This is a genomic window from Streptomyces neyagawaensis, from assembly GCF_023516595.1.
In the GTDB taxonomy this organism is placed as follows: Bacteria; Actinomycetota; Actinomycetes; order Streptomycetales; family Streptomycetaceae; genus Streptomyces; species Streptomyces neyagawaensis.
Genome location: NZ_JAMGBG010000019.1, coordinates 161,437 through 180,320, shown reverse-complemented (window position 1 = coordinate 180,320; position 18,884 = coordinate 161,437). Strand labels below are relative to the sequence as shown.

Here is an 18,884-nt window from a genome sequence, read left to right as displayed (position 1 = left end):
CCCACGGTGGCCGCCGGGGGTTGGGGGCCGGTCCAGGACGCCTTGAGATGCGCTCGATGCGGGGGGGCGGCGGGGGGTGGCCCGGACGCCGGGGTTCGGCCGGGACACCGGGGGTTGGCCGGGGACACCAGGTCGGGTTGGGGAACGCCGGAGCTCGGCCGGGACACCGGGGGTCGGCCGAGGACACCGGGTCGGGTTGGGGAACGCCGGAGCTCGGCCGGGACACCGGGGGTCGGCCGAGGACACCGGGTCGGGTTGGGGAACGCCGGAGCTCGGCCGGGGACGCCGGGCTCACCGGAGGTCGCCGCAGGTTGCCGGAGGGTCGGACGCCGTCCGGGGGCTCAGTCGCCGGGTCGGCCGTCGGGGACGAGGCGGCGGTGGCGGACCAGCCAGCCCGAGCCTTCGTCGGCGCGGACGAGTTCGTCGTGGCAGACGAGGGAGCCACGGATGTCCAGGGCGCCGCCGCGGGGCGTGGCCATGGCGAGTGCGTAGTACCGGGTGCGCAGCGAGCCGTCCTCGCCGGGGCGGACGTCGAGCATGCCGAACCAGTGGCGGAAGTCCCAGCCCTGGGCGGCGATATGGGCGACCCCGGCGGCCACCGAGGCGCGGATGGCCTCACGGCCGACGTCGGGTGTGTCCCCGGCCAGCTCGATGACCGCGTCCTCGGTGAACGTCTCCGCCCAGGCGTCGGGGTCGGCGTCCGCGCCCTCGATCAGGTGCATCTGCCGGGCGTAGAACTGCTGGACGCCGGCGTACAGGGAGGCCGGAACGGGCGCGCCGGCGGGGGAGGCGAGGAGCTCCGGGCCCATGACCGGATCCGGGGTGGTGCGGGCGTCCGGCGCCGTACCGGGGCCCGGGGTCGTGCCGAGGTCCGGGGTGGTGCCGGCGTCCGGCCCCGTGTCGGGGTCCGGGATCGTGCCGAGGTCCGGCGCCGTATTGGGGTCCAAGGCCGTGCCGGGGCCCGGGGCCGTGCGGGGAGCCGGCGCCATGCCGGGATCCGGCGCCATGCCCAGGGGCGGGGCCGTGCCCAGGGGCGGGGCCGTGCCCAGGGGCGGGGCCGTACGGGGGGCCGGGGTCGTGCTGGTGCCCGGCATCACGAAGGGGTCCGTGGGCATAGGTGGGGGCCTTTCGTCGGGCGGTGGCGTGTGTGGCGGCGAGTGTCGGTGCCGTCTCTCGAGCACGGGTTGAGCCGCCCCCGGCACGGTCACGGCAGCGGAGTCCACCGCAGACCCGATGTCCACGGAAACGAGGTAACCGCCATGCGCGTGCTGTTCAACGTCTCCCCCGGCCTCGACCACCTGTATCCGGCACTGGGCCTGGCCTGGGCGTTCCGTACGGCCGGCCACGACGTGGCCGTGGCGACCGCGGGCGTCTCCGTCGACGCCGCGGCCCGGGCGGGCCTGACCGTGCGGGACGTCGCCCCGGACGCCGACTTCAGCACGGTGTTCCCGAAGAAGGGCACACCCGAGGAGCGCGTGCGGATGATGCGGGAGCGGGGCGCGGAGATCACCCGCTCGCAGCGGACGCCGGAGATCATCCTGGAGAAGTTCGGCCTGATCAACGACATGATGGCCGACGGGACGCTGGAGTTCGCCCGCGGCTGGCGCCCCGACCTGATCGTGTACTCCCGGTTGCAGGGCACCGCGCTGCTCGCCGCCCGCGACCTCGGCGTCCCGGCGGTGGAGAACGGCTTCAGCTTCCTGCGCGAGGGCGACCTCCCGTCCCGGATGCTCCCCCACCTCGCTCCGACGTTCGAACGGCTCGGTGTGCCGGTGGAGCTGCCGTTCGTGCAGCCCGTGTACTTCGCGCCGCAGAAGCTGATGCGCGGCGAGGGCGAGGGCTGGTCGATGCGGTCGATGCCGTTCCAGGGCGGCGGTGTGCTGCCGGACTGGCTGGCGGCGCCGAAGGAGCGGGCGCGGATCGTGGTGACGCTCGGCACCATCGTGCCGGGCGTGGCCGGTTCGGGCAGCCTGCGCAGTGTGCTGGACGCCTCGGCGGGTCTGGACGTCGAGTTGATCCTCGCGCTCGGCGACAACGTCGACCTGGCGCCGCTGGGCCCCCTCCCGGAGAACGTGCGGCCGGTCGGCTGGACCCCGCTCAGCGCGCTGATGCCGACCCTCGACGGCGTCGTCCACCACGGCGGCTGCGGCACCATGCTCGCCGCCGCGCAGTCCGGCGTCCCCCAGCTGGCCATGCCGTACGGGGCCGACAACTGGATCAACGCCTCGATCATCGAGAGCGAGGGCATCGGCTTCGACCGGCAGCCGGAGCAGGTCGACGCCTCCGTGCTGCGCGCCCTGGTCGAGGACGGGCCGGTCCGCAAGAACGCCGCCGCGCTGGCCGAGGAACTGGCCGTGGAGCCCGGCCCGGACCACATGGTGACCCGTCTCGTCGAGCTGGCGGGCAAGGGGCGCTGAACCCCCGACCATCCGGCCGCGGACCTCGACCGCGCCACGACCCGGACTCGACCGGCGGTGGAGCGGGCGCCGAGAGCATCGGCCGTATCTGAAAGAGGAAGGCAGGCAAGCACGTGAGAACCCAACTGTCGCCCATGGCCGTGCGCGGCCTCGGTGTCGCCCTGGGCACCGCCGCCCTGACGGCCGCGACCGCGTTCCCGGCGGGAGCGAAGACCACCGTCACCGACCTGGGCACGCTGCCCGGCGGCACGACCAGCCTCGCGTACGCCGTGAACGACGCGGGGACCGTCGTCGGCTCCTCGGCGAACGCCGACGGTGTCACCCGCCCGGTCCGCTGGAGCGCCGACGGGCTGATATCCGACCTGGGGACGCTGCCGGGCGACGTGTCCGGCACGGCGTACAACATCAACCGCGCGGGTGTCGTCGTGGGACGCTCGGTCGGCGCCGACAAGGCCGAGCACGCGGTGCGCTGGACCCCCGACGGCCGCACCGCGCAGCTCGCGGGGCTGCCCGGCTCGACCCGGAGCAGGGCCTACGGCGTGAACACGCACGGGGTCGCCGTGGGCTTCTCGGCCACGCCGGAGCTGGTGTACAAGGCGCAGCGCTGGGACGTGGACGGCAAGGCCACGCATCTGCCGCCGCTGCCGGGCGATGTGTCCAGCGCCGCCGCGAAGATCAACGACAGCGGGGCGGCCGTCGGCTTCTCCGGCACCTCCGACGGCAAGCAGCACGCGGTGCGCTGGAACGCCGACGGCACCGCGGTGTCCCTCGGCGGCGTCCTGCCCGGTGACGACTCCAGCCAGGCCAGCTGGATCAACAACCGCGGGGCCATGGTGGGCAACTCCTACCGGGCGGGCAAGGGGTACGACGGCCCCTTCCACGCGGTCAAGTGGACGCGCTCGGGCACGGCGGTCCCGCTGAGCCCGCTGCCCGGTGACACGGGCTCGGCGGTGTACGGCATCAACGACGCCGGTGTCGCGGTCGGGTTCTCGTACACGCCGGGCGGGGTGTTCCACGCGGTGCGCTGGTCACCCGGCGGCCAGGTCACCAACATCGGCGCGGTCGTGTCGGGGCCGAGCGAGGCGTACCTGCTGAACAACGAGGGCGTCACCGTCGGCTATCTGACCACCGATCAGGGCACGGTCCGCGCGGCCCGCTGGAGCGGCTGAGCGGTCCCCGACGCGAGGAGGAGCACATGGCATCGCCACAAGCGGTGAGCGAACGGCACGAGGTCACGGTGCGGGCGGCGGCCGGCGACGTCTACCGGCTGCTGACGGATCTCGACGCCTGGCCGCGGATCTTCCCGCCCTTCGTGCACCTGGAGCGGCTCAATTCCGTGGACGGGTACGAGCGGGTCGGCATGTGGGCGCTGTCCGGGGCGGGTGAGCCGGCCGACGACCGCGTCGAGCACTGGGTGGCGCTGCGCCGTACCGACGAGGACACGCTGCGCGTCGAGTTCCGGCCGGAGCGCGTGGAGCCGCCGCTGGAGTCGCTGTGCCGCACCTGGTCCGTGGAGGCGGCCGGGGACGACCGCTGCGTGGTGCGGCTGGAGCACGACTACCGGCTGAGGGACGACGACCCGCAGGCCGCGGAGGCGGTGCGGCGCACCACCGAGGAGATCGCCCACAGCGAGCTGGCCGCGCTGCAGACGGCCGCCGAGATCACCTGCCGCTTCCCCGAGCTGCTGATGACGGTCGAGGACGCGGTGGAGATCGACGGGCCGCCCGAGGAGGTCTACGCGCTGCTCTTCGACGCGGCCGGGTGGCCCTCGGTGATGGCGCACGTGGTCCGGGCCGAGGTACGCGCGAGCGGACCCGGGGCGCATGTCCTGGAGATGGAGACGCTGGAGCGGCACGGCGGCCGGTTCACCACGCGCACCGCCCGCGTGGGGCTGCCGCACCACGGGATCGCGTACAAGCAGCTGCTGCTGCCGCCGCTGGGTAGTTCGCACCATGTGCGCTGGCGGATCGGGGCCGGCCCGGATGGTTCGACGACGGTGGCGTCCCGGCAGACGGTGGTGATCAGGGAGTCCGGCATCGCGGCCGTCCTCGGGGAGGGCACCGGGCTGGAGACGGCGCGTGAGTTCGTGCGGGCCGAGCTGAGTTCCAAGGTGCGGCTGATTCTGGACGCCGTGAAGGAGCGCGTCGAGTACAAACGGCAGCACGATCAAGGCGAGCGCAGTGGAAAGGACGCATGATGCGAGCGGCGACGTTGTCCTCGTTCGGGCCCCCCGAGGTGCTGGAAGAGACGACGCTGAAGGAACCGCAGGCCGGGCCGGGTGAGGTCCGGGTACGGGTGAGGGCGGCCGGGGTGCTGCCGTTCGACGTGCGGGTGCGCGGCGGGTGGACCCCGCCGTTCATCAAGCGCGAGTTCCCGATGGTGCTGGGCAACGAGTTCGCCGGGGTCGTCGACCAGGCGGGCGAGGGCGTGACGGCGTTCGCGCCCGGCGACGAGGTGCTCGGCTACAGCGTGCTCGGCGCCTACGCGGAGTACCTGACGGTGCCCGCCGACCAGATCGTCCGCAAGCCGGCGGACATGCCGTGGGAGATCGCCGCCGGTTTCCCGGGCAACGGGCAGGGCGCGCACATGGCACTGTCGACCGTGGGCGTGGAGCCGGGTGACACGGTGCTCATCAACGCGGCCGCCGGCGGCTTCGGCACGTTCGCCGTGCAGCTGGCCCTGGCCTGGGGCGCGGGCACGGTCATCGGCACGGCCAGCGAACGCAACCACGACCATCTGCGGGCCCTGGGCGCCGTGCCGGTCACCTACGGCGAGGGGCTGGAGGAGCGGGTGCGGGCCATCGCGCCCGACGGGGTGGACGCGGCCGTCGACGCGGCCGGCCCCGAGGCGCTGCGGGCGTCGGTGGCGGTGGCGAAGAACCGCGACCGGGTGGTCACGATGATCGCCACGGAGGAGGCCGAGCGCCTGGGCCTGCGGGACGTGGCCGGTGCCCGGTCGGCGCAGCGGCTCGCGGGACTGGTGGAGCTGTACACGCAGGGCAAGGTGACGATCCATCTGCGCGCCACGCACCCGCTGGCCCACGCCGCTGAGGCGCACCGGGACGTGGAGAGCGGGCACGGCCGGGGCAAGGTCGTGCTGACCGTCGACTGAGCGCGCGCAGGACCGGGCCGCCACGGGCGCCGGTCCCCTGAAGGGGCGGGCCCTGCCGGGGCTCGCCCCTTCCGGCGTCGGTGCCCCGCGGCCCGCGCGGCACCCACGACCTCCGAAGAACCCACGACCTCCGAAGAACCCACGGCCTTCGAGGTGCCCACGACCGGGGCTTCGAACGGGTGGGCGCACGCTCGTCACGACGACGGCACGAGCCGACGACGACAAGCCGACTACAGAGGTGAGCAGGACGTGAAGGGAATCATCCTCGCCGGCGGGAACGGCACCCGGCTCCACCCCATCACCCTCGGGGTCTCCAAGCAGCTGCTCCCGGTCTACGACAAGCCCATGGTCTACTACCCGCTCTCGGTGCTGATGCTGGCCGGCATCCGGGACATCCTCGTCATCTCCGCGCCGAAGGACCTGCCGCAGTTCCGCCGGGTCCTCGGCGACGGCAGCCGGCTCGGCCTGCGCCTGTCGTACGCCGAGCAGCCCGAACCGCGGGGCCTGGCCGAGGCGTTCGTCATCGGGGCGGACCACATCGGCGACGGCCCGGTCGCGCTGGTCCTCGGTGACAACGTCTTCCACGGCCCCGGCTTCTCCCAGGTGCTGCGCGGCCATCTCCCGCACCGGGAGGGCGCGTTGCTGTTCGGCTACCCGGTGCGCGACCCGGAGCGGTACGGCGTGGGCGAGGCCGACGCGGAGGGCCGTCTGCTGTCGGTCGAGGAGAAGCCGAAGCACCCGAGGTCCAACCGGGCCATCACGGGCCTGTACTTCTACGACAACGACGTGGTCCGCATCGCCCGGAACCTGAAGCCGTCGGCGCGCGGCGAGTTGGAGATCACCGACGTCAACAAGGAGTACCTGGCTCGTGGTCAGGCGCGTCTGGTGGACCTGGGGCGCGGCTTCGCGTGGCTGGACACCGGCACGCACGACTCGCTGCTCGACGCCTCCCTGTACGTGCAGACGCTGGAACGGCGCCAGGGCCTCAGGATCGCGTGCGTGGAGGAGGTGGCGCTGCGGATGGGGTTCATCGACGCGGACCAGTGCCACCGGCTGGGCGAGGAGCTGGGCAAGTCCGGCTACGGGGAGTACGTGATGGCGGTCGCCCGCGCCGCGCGGGCCGACGGCACGACGGTGGGCGCCCAGGCGGGCGTCTCGACGGGCATCACGGCGGACCCGCGGGGCATCCGGCGGGTGGCGTGACGGGAGCGCGGGAGAGGGACCGTCCGGTCATCCACAGGACGACCGGACGGTCCCTTCGTGGGTGCGTGCGGCCGTGGGTCCCACGCCGACGCGGACGCGCGGGTGCAGTCGGTCGCCACGGTGACGTCAGTGGTGTCCCGACTCCGCCGGCTGTCCCTCCTCCTGCTCCACGCCGGTCTCCGGCTCCCTCGGCTTGCGCGGCATGAGGAGCGCCGGCAGCAGCATCAGCGCGACCAGGCCGAGCACCCACCAGAACGTGTCGCCGTACGCCGCCGCGTCCCCCGCCCCCGCCTCACCGGGCGCGGCGGTGAGGCCGACGGACAGCAGCAGGGCGACGACGGCCGTGCCGAAGGACGCGCCGACCCGCTGCCCGACCGCGATCAGTACGGTGCCCCGCGCGATGCGGTCGGCGGGCACGTCACGGTAGGCCGTGGTGATGACGGCCACGCCGATGACACCCAGGCCGAGGCCCCGCACGCACAGGGACAGGCCGAGCAGCAGGTCGCCGGGGTGCTCGGCGAGCTGGGTGAAGGCGACGGTGCCGAGGGCGGCGACCACGGTGCTGCCGAGGATGAGGGTGCGCGGGTCGTACCGGTCGGTGAGCGCGCCGGCCAGCGAGATGCCGATCAGCATGCCGAGGCCCTGCGGGGCGAGCAGCCAGCCCGTGGTGGAACTGTCGTGGCCGAGCACCCGCGTGTAGTACAGCGGCAGCACGAAGAGGGTGCCGTAGATGGCCACGCCGTGCAGCAGGATCAGCGCCGAGGAGGTGGAGAACACCCGGGAGCGGAACAGCCGTACGTCGAGCAGGGGGTCCGTGGACCGCGCGGAGTGCACACAGAACCCGGCGACCAGGGCGAGGCCGGCCAGCAGCACACCGAGGGTGAACGGGTCGGTCAGCTGGGACACGTCCCGGACCCGGGAGAAGCCGTAGACGAGGGCGACCATGCCGGGCGGCAGGAGCAGCATGCCGACGCGGTCGACCCGGGTGCCGCGCCGCTCGCCGGAGGAGGGCAGCACCTTCCAGGCGAGGGCGAGGGCGAGCAGGATGACAGGCACGTTGACGAAGAAGATCCACCGCCAGCCCGCCGCGTCGATGATCAGCCCGCCGGCCACCGGGCCCATGATGGGGGCGAGTTGTCCGGGGATGCCGACCAGGCTCATCACCCGGCCGAAGCGCTTCGGCCCGGCCGCCTCCGCGAGGATCGCCTGCACCATCGGCAGCACCATGCCGCCGCCGATGCCCTTGACCACACGGAAGGCGATCAGGCTCTCCACGGACCAGGCGAGTCCGCACAGCACCGAGCCGGCCAGGAACACCACGAGGGCGAACATCCACATCCGCTTGTCGCCGAAGCGGTCCACGGCCCAGCCGACGAGCGGGGTGACCAGGGCCAGGGTCAGCAGATAGGACGTGTTGACCCAGGACAGCGCGGTCTCGGAGGCGTCCAGTTCCTCACCGATGTCGTTCAGGGCGACACTGACGATGGTCGAGTCCAGGAGGGACGCGATGGCACCGATGAGGAGGGTGCCCGCGAGGACGAGGAGCTTGCGGTCCAACCGTTCGGGGGGCGAAGTCTGCATGAGGGCAACCTAAGAGCCCCTGATCCCGCCCCCTTCGAATCCCGCTCGAGATCCGGCCACCTCCCGGACGCCCGCGCGCCGGCTGCCCGCCAGGTCCGGACGGGTACGGCAGCGCTGCCGGGCCGTCGGGGCGGACGGTACGGCAGCGCTGCCGAGGGGCCCGGGGGGCCGGTGTTCAGGCCGGGTTGATGTCGATGCGTCCCATCTGGCCGCCGGAGGAGTGGCCGAGCTGGTGGCAGTGGTAGAGGTACTGGCCGGTGTAGGGGCCCCAGGTCATGGCGATCTTCACGGTCTCGCCGGGGCCGAGGCACACGGTGTCCTTGAGTCCCGAGTCCCGGACGCCGGCCGGTTGGCCGTTGCGTTCGAGGACCCGGAAGTACGTCAGGTGCGTGTGGAAGCTGTGGTACAGGTGGAAGTCCGGGGGCGCCGGGAGCGGTGCCTCCACGTTGCGGATCGTCCAGATCTCGCTGCTGCCGACGGTGGTCGCCACGTCGACCCGGTCCGGGTCGTAGCTGACGCCGTTGATGGTCATCGCGGGGAACGTGCGCAGCTCGAAGTCCCGTTCCACCGTGCCCCGCGGCACCGGCGGCAGTGTGGAGAGTCGGGCCGGCACCTCACTGTTGTCGGTGCTCCTGCGGTCGATGTCGAAGCGGAGCACCTCGGGGCGCTCGGTGGGCAGGGCGCCGGTGTTCTCCAGCACCACCGACTGGCCCACGGCGTAGCGGGAGAAGTCCACGACGACCTCGACGCGTTCGCCGCCCAGCATCAGCAACTCGTCGCGTTGCACGGGGCGTTCCAGCAGACCGCCGTCGGAGGCGATCTGGGTGAAGGGCGTGCCGTCGGCGAGCCGCAGCCTGATGTAGCGGTTGGCGCAGGCGTTGTAGAGGCGCAGCCGGTACTTGCGGGCCGCGACCTTGAAGTACGGCCGCTCCTTGCCGTTGACCAGCATGTGCGGGCAGTCGGAGGGGCGGGTGTAGCGCAGGGTGCCGTCGGTCTCCACGCGGGCGTCCCGGATGACCAGCGGCACGTCGTAGGCGCCGCGGGGCAGCGGCAGCTTCCTCTCCTCGGCGTCGCTGATCAGGTAGAGCCCGTGCAGGCCCTTGTAGACGTTCTCCGCCTCCAGGTGGTGTGCGTGGTCGTGGTACCAGAGGGAGGCCGCCCGCTGCTTGTTCGGGTAGTGGTAGGTCCGGTTGCCGCCGGGTGCGATGACGTCCATGGGGAGGCCGTCGTGCTCGGAGAGGACCTCGCCGCCATGCAGGTGGACGGCGGCGTTCACGGTCAGGTCGTTGTACTGGCGCACCTCCACCGCGCGCCCGTGGCACGCCTTGATGGTGGGGCCGGGGAACGTGCCGTCGAAGGTGCGGACGCGGGAGGTCAGCCCTTTGACGATCTCGACGTCGGCCTCCCGCATCCGCATCTCGTAGATGTCGGTGGTGGCGCCGCGGGTGACGGGGGTGAGGGTCTTCGGCAGCGGCAGGGCGTGCGCGAAGGGCACCGTCTCCGCGAGGTCGCCGGCCGCGGCGGCGGATCCGCTGCCGCTCAGCCCCTCCCAGGGGAACAGCGCGGCGGCGCCGCCCACGACGGCGGCCTTGAGCAGATGGCGTCGGTTCAGCATGATCGGGTTCTCTTCTCCACGAGTCTCGGCGGACGGTCCGCGCGGTGCCGTGCGCTCGACGGCACCCCGACGGCGACGGCGAGCAGCAGACCGGCCGGGGCGCAGATGCGCAGCGCGGTCAGGGCGTGGTCGCCCGCCGCGGTCCACGACTCGGCGGGCGCGCCGGGGGTCAGGGCGATCGCGAGGGCGGTCACGGGCACGGCGACGGCCGCGCTCACCACGCCGCCCACGAGGGCGAAGGTCCACGCCCCGCCGCCCAGGTGGCGCACGGTGTGTGCGGCGAGGGCGAACAGGGGCAGCAGCAGGTACAGGGCGGCCGTGGCCAGCGCGAGGTACAGCACGGGCCCGCTGCCGTCCCCGCCGGCGTGCGCGGTGTGCCCGGCGGCGGACGGGCCGCCGCCGTGCCACCAGGCGTGGTCGCCGGGCTGCGGGGCGGGCGGACGCGTCCGCTCGTACGCGATCCAGGCGACGGCGGCTGCCTGCGCGAAGGCGCAGACGCCCAGCGCGAGCGGCCGCAGGGACAGGACCGCACGCCAGGCGACCCGCCGGGCACGCAGGGCAACCCCACGGACGAACCGCCCCGGCCCCTCGGGCCAGGTCGCCGGGCGCGCGGTCAGGCTCACGGTCCGGTGTCCGTTCCGTCGTGATCCGTCGTGCGGGCCAGCGCGTCCCACTCCTCCCACTCCGCGAGGCGGTCGCGCAGCACGCGGGGGGCGAGGTCGGCGGCGCTGTTGCCGAGCAGGATCCTGAGCGGCGGCCGCTCCGCGTCGAGCAGCTTCAGCAGGGCCTCGCCCGCCTTGCGTGGGTCGCCGGGCTGGAGGTGGGCGTACGCCCCGGACAGTCCGTGCCGCCGCCCCGCGAGCACCTCGTCGTACTCGGGCATGGGCGTGGCGCGGACCATGCTGCCGGCGCTCCACTCGGTGCGGAACTCGCCGGGCTCGACGATCGTGACGCGGATGCCGAAGCCGGCGACCTCCAGCGCCAGGGTCTCGCTCATGGCCTCCAGGGCCCACTTGCCGGCGCAGTACATGCCGAGGTTCGGGTAGGTCGTGAGGCCGGCGATGCTGGACATCTGGAGGATGTGGCCCGCCCCCTGGCGGCGCATCACCGGCAACACGGCCTGGGTGACCCACAGCGCGCCGAAGAAGTTGACGTCGAACTGGTCCCGGACCTGCCGTTCGTCGACCTCCTCGACGCCCCCGGCGAGGCCGTAGCCCGCGTTGTTGAGCAGGACGTCGATCCGGCCCGCCCGCTCGGCGGCCTCGGCGACGGTGGCGAGGACGGCGGCGCGGTCGGTGACGTCGAGGGCGAGCGCGACGACACGGTCGCCGTACCGTTCGACCAGGTCGTCGAGGGTCTCGGGCTTGCGGGCGGTGGCGACGACGGTGTCGCCCGCCTCCAGCGCGACCTCGGTGATGGCCCGGCCGAGGCCCCGGGAGGCGCCGGTGACCAGCCAGGTGCGCGGGGTGTGCCCGCTCATCGCGCGGCCGCCCTGCGCTTCTCGGCGTACTCCTTGGCGTGGCCCAGCGTGGCGCGGCTGTTGGAGCCGAGGGCGCCGCGGATGAACTCGCGGGCCTCGGGCACCCCCGCGTCGGGCCCCAGGATCTTCGTGATGTTGTCGGCGTTGAGGACCACGGTGTGCTGGGAGGTGGCGGTGGTGACGCCGTCCTCGTCCTCGTCGAGCTGCCAGTAGCCGGTGTGCAGGGTCATCAGCGCGGGCAGGGTGGTCTGCTTGTAGGCGATGCGGTGGTGGGGGAAGCAGACGCGGATCGACTCGGTGGTGTGCCGGGAGCCGTCCTTGGTGAGGGTGTCCATGCGCAGCACTTGCAGGCCCGGGGTGTCCTCGCGCAGGGAGACCTCGGCGACGTGCGGGAGGCGCTCGCGCCAGCGGTCGGCCTCGTTGATGAAGTCGTACACGTCCTTGGCGGAGCCTTCGATGCGGACGCTGTCCTCGAAGGAGAGGGTGAGCCCGACGGCCCGCACGGCGAGTTCCGCGTTGGTCTTCAGGGAGGCCAGCTCGGCGCGGCTGTTGCGGTCCACGGCCGCGTCGATCCAGGCGAGCCGCTCGGGGTCGTCGTCGATCGCGGAGTAGTCGTGCAGGAGCCGCACGCGGGACTCGGCGTCGCCGAGCGGTTCGATGATCCAGGTGCCGCCCATCGCGGCCACCGGCGGGGCGGGGACCTCCTGGCGGAACTCGATGCGCAGCTCCTCGGGGTGCAGGACGCGGCGCGACGTCCAGTTCTTCGGCTCGCCGTTGGCGGTGGCCCAGATCCGGATGCGCTCCTCGCGCTCGCCCTTCTCGACGTGGTCGACGTAGACGGACGGCGGGAAGATCCGGGGCCAGTTCTCCACCTCGGCGATCAGCCGGTACAGCTCGGCGGCCGGGGCGGCGACGGTGATCTCGTGCTCGACCTCACGGGTCGTCATGTCCTTCTCCCTTTTCGTCGGGCCGGTCAGAAGTTGCCGAGGCCGCCGCAGACGTTCAGGGCCTGCGAGGTGATGGAGGCGGCCGTGTCGGAGGCCAGGTAGCCGACGAGGCCGGCGACCTCCTCGGGGGTGGAGTAGCGGCCGAGCGGGATCTTGGCCTGGAACTTCTCCAGGATCTTGTCCTCGGTGGTGTCGTACGCGTCGGCGTAGCCCTGCCGCACGCGCTGCGCCATGGGCGTCTCGACATAGCCGGGGCACACGGCGTTGACGGTGATGCCGGTCGGGGCGAGCTCGTTGCCGAGGGCCTTGGTGAAGCCGACGACGCCGTGCTTGGACGCCGAGTAGGGGGCGCCGAGCACCACGCCCTGCTTGCCGGCGGTGGAGGCGATGTTGATGATCCGGCCGCGGTCCTTGTGGCGCATGCCGCCGGTGGTGAGGACCTCGCGGGTCATCCGGAAGACACTGTTGAGGTTGGTGTCGATGACGTCGTCCCACAGCTCGTCGGTGAGGTCGGCGGTCACCCCGCCCCCGTTGCGGCCGGCGTTGTTCACGAGCACGTCGACGGTGCCGAAGCGGTCCACCGCGGCCCGCACGAACGCCTTGACGTCGTCGGCGGAGCGCACGTCGCAGGCGACGCCGTCCACCTCCAGGCCCTCCTCACCGAGTTCCTTGACCGTGTCGCGCACGGCGTCCTCGCCGCGCGCGCAGAGGAACACCCGGTGGCCCTGCTGCGCCAGCAGCCGGGTCACCGCGAGGCCGATACCGCTGGTCGCACCCGTGACGACGGCGACCCGTCGCTCCTGTTCCGACATGAGCTCTCCTGGATAGTCCGGTCCTGGCGGCAGGAGGTTCGCGTCCGGTGCTGGAGCGGCGCTCGAACACCTCTCGGGACCGTCGGCGGCGGCCCGTCCGCCATCGCGCCGACCATCACGGCTCGATCCCGTGTCGAGGGGATCCGGCCAGAGTCGGCCCCGACACGAGGACCTGAGAGGCGGCTATGATCAATCTCTTCCAGCCCCAGGTGGGCGCTGAGGAACTGAACGCGATCGCCGATGTGTTCGAGGACAGATGGCTCGGGCACGGCCCCCGCACCAAGGCCTTCGAGGCGGCCTTCGCCGCGCACCTCGGAGTGGACGCCGAGCACGTCGTCTTCCTCAACTCCGGTACCGCCGGACTCTTCCTGGCGCTGGAGTCGCTGGACCTGGAGCGGGGCGACGAGGTCGTGCTGCCCTCGCTCAGCTTCGTCGCGGCGGCCAACGCGATCCTGACCACCGGGGCGACGCCGGTCTTCTGCGATGTCGACGCCCGCACCCTCAACCCCACCGCCGAGGACGTCGAACGTGCCCTGACCGACCGCACCCGCGCGGTGGTCGTGCTGCACTACGGCGGCTACCCGGGCGAGGTCGCGCGGATCGCGGAGCTGTGCCGGGAACGGGGCGTCGCCCTGGTCGAGGACGCCGCCTGCTCGGTGGCCTCCCGGGTGGACGGGCGGGCCGTGGGCACCTTCGGCGACCTCGCCATGTGGAGCTTCGACGCCATGAAGGTCCTGATCACCGGCGACGGCGGCATGATCTACGCCAAGGACGCCGAACGGGCCGCCCGGGTACGGCGCCTGGCCTACCACGGGCTGGTCCAGCCCAGCGGCTTCGGCTACGCCAAGGTGTCGGCCCGCTGGTGGGAGCTCGACGTCCCCGAGCCGGGCCGGCGGGTCATCGGCAACGACATGACCGCCGCCATCGGCGCCGTGCAGCTGCGCCGACTGCCCGAGCTGGTCGGCCGCCGCCGGGAGATCGTCGCCCTGTACGACCGTGAACTCGCCGACGCCGAGGGGCTGTTGCTGCCGCCGCCGCTGCCGGAGGGCCACGAGTCGACGTACTACTTCTACTGGGTGCAGATGGACCCGCGGATCCGGGACGCCGTGGCGGGCGACCTGCTGGCCGCCGACATCTACACCACCTTCCGCTACGCCCCGCTGCACAAGGTGCCGGCGTACGCGCACGGCGCGCCCGAGCCGGGCCTGCCGGGCTCCGACTGGGCGGCCGACCGCACCCTGTGCCTGCCGCTGCACCCGGGCCTGTCCGACGCCGACGTGCTCACCGTGGTCGCGGCGCTGCGCAAGTCCGTCGCCGAGCGCACGGCGGAGGTGACGGCATGAGGATCCTCGTCACCGGCGGCGCCGGCTTCATCGGCTCCCACTACGTACGCACCCTGCTGGCCGGCGGCTACGAGGGCTTCGAGGACGCCCGCGTCACCGTCCTCGACAAGCTGTCCTACGCCGGGAACACCGCCAACCTGCCGATGGACCACCCCCGGCTGGACTTCGTGCGGGGCGACATCCTCAACACCGAGCTGCTGGACCATCTGCTGCCGGGGCACGACGCGGTGGTGCACTTCGCCGCCGAGTCGCACGTCGACCGGTCGGTGGCCGGCGCCGCCGCCTTCGTCACCACCAATGTCCTCGGCACCCAGAGCCTGCTGGACGCCTGTCTGCGGCTCGGCGTCGGACCGGTGGTGCAGGTGTCCACCGACGAGGTGTACGGCTCGATCGACAGCGGCGCGTGGACCGAGGAGGAGCCGCTGCTGCCCAACTCGCCGTACTCGGCGTCGAAGGCCGCCGCCGACCTGTTGGCCCGCTCCTACCACCGCACCCACGGCCTCGACGTCCGCGTCACCCGCTGCACCAACAACTACGGCACCCACCAGCACGTCGAGAAGCTCATCCCGAACTTCGTGACCCGGCTGCTGCGCGGCATGACCGTCCCCCTCTACGGCGACGGCTCCAACATCCGCGAATGGCTGCACGTCGACGACCACTGCCGGGCCGTCCAGCTGGTCCTCACCGGCGGGCGGGCCGGGGAGATCTACAACATCGGCGGGGCGACCGCGCTGACCAACCTGGAGATGACGAAGCGGCTGCTCGACCTGTGCGGCGCCGACTTCTCGTCCGTCCAGTACGTCGAGGACCGCAAGGGCCACGACCTGCGCTACGCCATCGACGACCGCAAGATCCGCGCCGAACTCGGCTACGCGCCCCGCCGCACGCTGGACGAGGGGCTGCGCGAGGTCGTCGCCTGGTACCGGGACCGCCCCGACTGGTGGAAGCCGCAGGCCGACGCCACGTCCACGGGGGGTGCGGCATGAGGCTGTACTGCTTCCCGCACGCCGGCGCCGGCACCTCCGCGTTCGCCCGCTGGCCCGAGCAGTTCGGCCCGAAGGTGGAGGCCGTGCCGGTGCTGCTGCCCGGCCGGGACGCCCGCCGCCGCGAGACCCGCGTCACCGGGCGCCGCGCCCTCTTCGCCGACCTGCTGCGCCACCACAAGCCCGTGCCCAGCTCCCCCTACGTCCTGTACGGGCACAGCCTCGGCGGCATGATCGCCTACTCGGTGGCCCGTGCCCTGGAGCAGGCCGGACGCCCGGCCCCCGCGCTGGTGGTCGTGGGCGCCTGCCCGCCGCCGGACGCCCGGGTGCGGCTCGTCCAGGCCGCCGATCTGCCGGACTGCCGGCTGATGGAGACGCTGCGGGAGGCGGGCGCCGTACCACCCGACACCCCGCGCGGCGGGGTGTGGCAGCGCTCGGCCCTGAAGGTGATCCGCGACGACCTGCGGCTCGCCCAGTCCCTGCGGGAGGCCGCCGACGGACCCCTCTCGGTGCCGCTGCTCGCCGTCTCCGGCGACCTCGACCCACTCGCGGGGCGGGAGGTGATGGCCGGCTGGCGGGACTGGACCACCGGCCCGTTCGTCGAACGCACCCTCCCCGGCGACCACTTCTTCCTGCGCGGGCCGACGCTGCCGCGGCTGCTGGACCGGGCGTGCCGGGTCGTGCAGCGCCGGGCCGGGACGCCGGAGTCCGCCGGGGCCGCCCGTACCCACCCGACCACCTGGACCGCACCTCAGCAGGAGGACTCTCCCGTGAAGGACGACAAATGAACCGACGACAAGTGAACCGACGTGTCGTCATCACCGGTATCGGGGTGGTCGCCCCGGGCGGCGTGGGCACCAAGGAGTTCTGGTCGCTGCTGACCGCCGGACGGACCGCGACCCGCGGCATCACCCTGTTCGACGCCTCGTCGTTCCGGTCCCGGATCGCCGCCGAGGCCGACTTCGACCCGCTGCTGCACGGCTTCACCCCCGAGGAGGCCGAACGCCTGGACCGGGCCGCGCAGTTCGCCCTCGTCAGCGCCGACGAGGCCCTGCGCGACAGCGGCCTCTCCCCCGAGGGCCTGGACCCGCTGCGCACAGGGGTGACGCTGGGCAGCGCCGTCGGCTGCACGATGGGCCTGGACCGCGAGTACAACACCGTCAGCCGGGGCGGCTCCACCTGGCAGGTGGACCACACCCTCGCCGTACCGCACCTGTTCGACTACTTCGTGCCCAGCTCCATGGCGGCCGAGGTCGCCTGGCGGACCGGCGCGCAGGGCCCGGTCTCCATGGTCTCCACCGGCTGCACCTCGGGCCTGGACTCCATCGGGCACGCCGTCGAGCTGATCCGCGAGGGCAGCGCCGACGTGATGGTCGCCGGTGCCACGGAGGCGCCGATCTCCCCGATCACGGTGGCCTGCTTCGACGCCATCAAGGCCACCTCCCCCCGCAACGACGAACCCGAGACGGCCTCCCGCCCGTTCGACGCCTCCCGCAACGGCTTCGTCCTCGGCGAGGGGTCGGCGGTGCTGATCCTGGAGGAGTTCGAGGCCGCCCGCCGACGCGGCGCGCACGTCTACGCCGAGATCGCGGGCTTCGCCACCCGCTGCAACGCGTACCACATGACCGGCCTGACGAAGGACGGCACCGAGATGGCCGAGGCGATCCGGGTGGCCCTCGACGAGGCCCGCCTCGACCCCACGGCCGTCGACTACATCAACGCGCACGGCTCCGGCACCAAGCAGAACGACCGCCACGAGACGGCGGCGTTCAAGCGCAGCCTCGGCAGCCACGCCTACGAGGTGCCGGTCAGCTCCATCAAGTCGATGGTCGGGCACTCCCTGGGCGCCATCGGCTCCCTGGAGGTCGCCGCCAGCGCGCTGGCGATCGAGCACAACACCGTGCCGCCCACCGCCAACCTGCACACCCCCGACCCCGCCTGCGACCTGGACTACACCCCGCTGACCGCCCGCGAACAGCGCACCGACACGGTGCTCAGCGTGGGCAGCGGCTTCGGCGGTTTCCAGAGCGCGATGATCCTGACCCGCCCGCGCACGGGAGAGGCAGCATGACCACCCAGACCCTCGACCGCTCCGCCGCCGCCACGGACGGCCCCTCCCCGGGCACGCCCCTGGTCACCGGCCTCGGTGTGACCGCGCCCAACGGCCTGGGCACCGAGGCCTGGTGGGCCGCGACCCTGCGCGGCGAGAGCGGCATCCGGCCCGTCACCCGCTTCGACGCCGACCAGTACCCGGCGAAGCTCGCCGGTGAGGTGCCCGGCTTCGATCCGGCCGCCCACGTCTCCAGCCGGCTGCTCCCGCAGACCGACCACATGACGCGGCTGGCACTCGCCGCCGCCGCGGAGGCCCTCTCCGACGCCGGTATCGACGCCTCCAAGCTGCCCGACTTCTCCGCGGGGGTCGTCACCGCCGCCTCGGCGGGCGGCTTCGAGTTCGGCCAGCGGGAGCTCCAGGCCCTGTGGAGCAAGGGCGGCCACCACGTCAGCGCCTACCAGTCGTTCGCCTGGTTCTACGCCGTCAACACCGGCCAGATCTCCATCCGGCACGGGCTGCGCGGACCCAGCGGGGTGCTGGTCACCGAGCAGGCCGGCGGCCTCGACGCCGTCGCGCAGGCCCGCAGGCAGCTGCGCAAGGGCGTTCCGGTGCTGCTCACCGGCGGCGTGGACTCCTCGCTGTGCCCGTGGGGCTGGGCGGCGCACCTGGCCGGCGGCGAGCTGAGCACCGTCGAGGACGCGGCCCGCGCGTATCTGCCGTTCTCCGCCGACGCGTGCGGCCATGTCGCCGGTGAGGGCGGCGCGTTGCTGGTCCTGGAGGACGCGGCCGCGGCCCGCGCGCGCGGCGTCCACGGGTACGGCACGGTCGCCGGATACGCGGCGACCTTCGACCCGCCACGCGGCAAGGGCGCCCCGCGGCTGGACGCGGCCGCCGAACTGGCCCTGGCCGACGCGGGGCTGGCCGCCGCCGACGTGGACGTGGTGTTCGCGGACGCGGCGGGCCGCCGGGACGCCGACCGGGCCGAGGCGGATGCGCTCGCCGCGCTGTTCGGCGCGCGGGGTGTGCCGGTCACCGCCCCGAAGACCATGACGGGACGGCTGGCGGCGGGCGGTGCCTCGCTGGACCTGGCGGCGGCGCTGCTGGCGCTGCGGGACCAGGTGATCCCGCCGACCGTCAACGTGTCCGAGCCCGCCGACGACTGCCCCGTGGACCTCGTCACCGGCGAGGCCCGCCCCGCCGCCCTGCGCACCGCGCTGGTGCTGGCGCGCGGCCGGGGCGGCTTCAACGCGGCGATGGTGGTCCGCGCCGCCGGCTGACCGTCCCCCTCACACCTCACTCCCCTGTTGTCCTTCGAAATCCCCTGGAACCGAAAGCGATT

At 73.2% G+C, this 18,884-nt stretch carries 17 protein-coding genes; 10 read left to right on the top strand and 7 right to left on the bottom strand.

The window, feature by feature from the left end:
• Positions 1 to 341: 341 nt before the first annotated feature.
• Entirely contained in the window at positions 342 to 1,115 is a 774-nt protein-coding gene (locus M8J73_RS10885) for a nuclear transport factor 2 family protein (protein ID WP_249828530.1), read from the bottom strand.
• Positions 1,116 to 1,259: 144 nt separating this feature from the next.
• Between M8J73_RS10885 and M8J73_RS10880 the strand changes: the two genes are divergently transcribed.
• The 5 genes from M8J73_RS10880 to rfbA all read left to right on the top strand — a co-directional run bounded on the left by M8J73_RS10880 (position 1,260) and on the right by rfbA (position 6,731).
• The gene (locus tag M8J73_RS10880) at positions 1,260 to 2,417 is read left to right on the top strand and encodes a nucleotide disphospho-sugar-binding domain-containing protein (protein ID WP_055538455.1); all 1,158 of its coding nucleotides are present in this window, start codon (positions 1,260 to 1,262) and stop codon (positions 2,415 to 2,417) included.
• 113 nt (positions 2,418 to 2,530) lie between these two features.
• Positions 2,531 to 3,586, top strand: coding sequence for a hypothetical protein (locus tag M8J73_RS10875; protein WP_157873122.1), 1,056 nt, complete (start codon positions 2,531 to 2,533; stop codon positions 3,584 to 3,586).
• A gap of 26 nt (positions 3,587 to 3,612) precedes the next feature.
• The gene (locus M8J73_RS10870; RefSeq protein WP_079054795.1) at positions 3,613 to 4,614 is read left to right on the top strand and encodes an aromatase/cyclase; all 1,002 of its coding nucleotides are present in this window, start codon (positions 3,613 to 3,615) and stop codon (positions 4,612 to 4,614) included.
• Entirely contained in the window at positions 4,611 to 5,528 is a 918-nt protein-coding gene (locus M8J73_RS10865) for an NADP-dependent oxidoreductase (RefSeq protein ID WP_206187819.1), read from the top strand. The genes M8J73_RS10870 and M8J73_RS10865 overlap by 4 nt, the downstream gene beginning before the upstream one ends.
• Before the next feature lie 249 nt (positions 5,529 to 5,777).
• Entirely contained in the window at positions 5,778 to 6,731 is a 954-nt protein-coding gene (gene rfbA, locus M8J73_RS10860; protein WP_055538451.1) for a glucose-1-phosphate thymidylyltransferase RfbA, read from the top strand.
• 126 nt (positions 6,732 to 6,857) lie between these two features.
• On the opposite strand, the gene M8J73_RS10855 is transcribed toward rfbA, so the two are convergent.
• The 6 genes from M8J73_RS10855 to M8J73_RS10830 all read right to left on the bottom strand — a co-directional run bounded on the left by M8J73_RS10855 (position 6,858) and on the right by M8J73_RS10830 (position 13,166).
• Complete coding sequence (locus tag M8J73_RS10855; protein WP_063799195.1) at positions 6,858 to 8,312, bottom strand: MDR family MFS transporter; 1,455 nt, start codon at positions 8,310 to 8,312, stop codon at positions 6,858 to 6,860.
• A gap of 175 nt (positions 8,313 to 8,487) precedes the next feature.
• Entirely contained in the window at positions 8,488 to 9,927 is a 1,440-nt protein-coding gene (locus tag M8J73_RS10850; protein WP_055538449.1) for a multicopper oxidase family protein, read from the bottom strand.
• Positions 9,921 to 10,550, bottom strand: coding sequence for a hypothetical protein (locus M8J73_RS10845; protein WP_055538448.1), 630 nt, complete (start codon positions 10,548 to 10,550; stop codon positions 9,921 to 9,923). The genes M8J73_RS10850 and M8J73_RS10845 overlap by 7 nt, the downstream gene beginning before the upstream one ends.
• Positions 10,547 to 11,407 (bottom strand): oxidoreductase, encoded by an 861-nt coding sequence (locus M8J73_RS10840; protein ID WP_055538447.1) that lies wholly within the window; start codon positions 11,405 to 11,407, stop codon positions 10,547 to 10,549. Before M8J73_RS10840 ends, M8J73_RS10845 begins: the two co-directional genes overlap by 4 nt.
• Positions 11,404 to 12,354, bottom strand: coding sequence for an aromatase/cyclase (locus M8J73_RS10835; RefSeq protein WP_055538446.1), 951 nt, complete (start codon positions 12,352 to 12,354; stop codon positions 11,404 to 11,406). The genes M8J73_RS10840 and M8J73_RS10835 overlap by 4 nt, the downstream gene beginning before the upstream one ends.
• 26 nt (positions 12,355 to 12,380) lie before the next feature.
• The gene (locus tag M8J73_RS10830) at positions 12,381 to 13,166 is read right to left on the bottom strand and encodes a 3-oxoacyl-ACP reductase (RefSeq protein WP_055538445.1); all 786 of its coding nucleotides are present in this window, start codon (positions 13,164 to 13,166) and stop codon (positions 12,381 to 12,383) included.
• A gap of 185 nt (positions 13,167 to 13,351) precedes the next feature.
• On the opposite strand from M8J73_RS10830, the gene M8J73_RS10825 reads away from it, so the two are divergent.
• From M8J73_RS10825 to M8J73_RS10805, 5 genes are read left to right on the top strand one after another with little or no spacing between them, the layout of a single operon-like run.
• Positions 13,352 to 14,509, top strand: a complete 1,158-nt coding sequence (locus tag M8J73_RS10825) for a DegT/DnrJ/EryC1/StrS family aminotransferase (protein ID WP_055538444.1) — start codon at positions 13,352 to 13,354, stop codon at positions 14,507 to 14,509.
• On the top strand, positions 14,506 to 15,495 hold the full coding sequence (rfbB, locus tag M8J73_RS10820; protein ID WP_055538443.1) for a dTDP-glucose 4,6-dehydratase: 990 nt from the start codon (positions 14,506 to 14,508) through the stop codon (positions 15,493 to 15,495). Before M8J73_RS10825 ends, rfbB begins: the two co-directional genes overlap by 4 nt.
• Positions 15,492 to 16,280, top strand: a complete 789-nt coding sequence (locus M8J73_RS10815) for a thioesterase II family protein (protein ID WP_063799194.1) — start codon at positions 15,492 to 15,494, stop codon at positions 16,278 to 16,280. The genes rfbB and M8J73_RS10815 overlap by 4 nt, the downstream gene beginning before the upstream one ends.
• A complete protein-coding gene (locus tag M8J73_RS10810; RefSeq protein ID WP_157873121.1) occupies positions 16,277 to 17,563 on the top strand; it encodes a beta-ketoacyl-[acyl-carrier-protein] synthase family protein in 1,287 nt (428 codons plus the stop codon). The genes M8J73_RS10815 and M8J73_RS10810 overlap by 4 nt, the downstream gene beginning before the upstream one ends.
• The gene (locus M8J73_RS10805; protein ID WP_055538441.1) at positions 17,560 to 18,822 is read left to right on the top strand and encodes a ketosynthase chain-length factor; all 1,263 of its coding nucleotides are present in this window, start codon (positions 17,560 to 17,562) and stop codon (positions 18,820 to 18,822) included. Before M8J73_RS10810 ends, M8J73_RS10805 begins: the two co-directional genes overlap by 4 nt.
• Positions 18,823 to 18,884 lie beyond the last annotated feature (62 nt).

Coding starts and splice junctions, on each gene's coding strand:
- M8J73_RS10885 (WP_249828530.1), bottom strand. CDS start 1,115: ATGCCCACGGACCCCTTCGTGATGCCGGGCACCAGCACGACCCCGGCC.
- M8J73_RS10880 (WP_055538455.1), top strand. CDS start 1,260: ATGCGCGTGCTGTTCAACGTCTCCCCCGGCCTCGACCACCTGTATCCG.
- M8J73_RS10870 (WP_079054795.1), top strand. CDS start 3,613: ATGGCATCGCCACAAGCGGTGAGCGAACGGCACGAGGTCACGGTGCGG.
- M8J73_RS10865 (WP_206187819.1), top strand. CDS start 4,611: ATGATGCGAGCGGCGACGTTGTCCTCGTTCGGGCCCCCCGAGGTGCTG.
- M8J73_RS10855 (WP_063799195.1), bottom strand. CDS start 8,312: ATGCAGACTTCGCCCCCCGAACGGTTGGACCGCAAGCTCCTCGTCCTC.
- M8J73_RS10850 (WP_055538449.1), bottom strand. CDS start 9,927: ATGCTGAACCGACGCCATCTGCTCAAGGCCGCCGTCGTGGGCGGCGCC.
- M8J73_RS10840 (WP_055538447.1), bottom strand. CDS start 11,407: ATGAGCGGGCACACCCCGCGCACCTGGCTGGTCACCGGCGCCTCCCGG.
- M8J73_RS10835 (WP_055538446.1), bottom strand. CDS start 12,354: ATGACGACCCGTGAGGTCGAGCACGAGATCACCGTCGCCGCCCCGGCC.
- M8J73_RS10830 (WP_055538445.1), bottom strand. CDS start 13,166: ATGTCGGAACAGGAGCGACGGGTCGCCGTCGTCACGGGTGCGACCAGC.
- M8J73_RS10825 (WP_055538444.1), top strand. CDS start 13,352: ATGATCAATCTCTTCCAGCCCCAGGTGGGCGCTGAGGAACTGAACGCG.
- rfbB (WP_055538443.1), top strand. CDS start 14,506: ATGAGGATCCTCGTCACCGGCGGCGCCGGCTTCATCGGCTCCCACTAC.
- M8J73_RS10815 (WP_063799194.1), top strand. CDS start 15,492: ATGAGGCTGTACTGCTTCCCGCACGCCGGCGCCGGCACCTCCGCGTTC.
- M8J73_RS10810 (WP_157873121.1), top strand. CDS start 16,277: ATGAACCGACGACAAGTGAACCGACGTGTCGTCATCACCGGTATCGGG.
- M8J73_RS10805 (WP_055538441.1), top strand. CDS start 17,560: ATGACCACCCAGACCCTCGACCGCTCCGCCGCCGCCACGGACGGCCCC.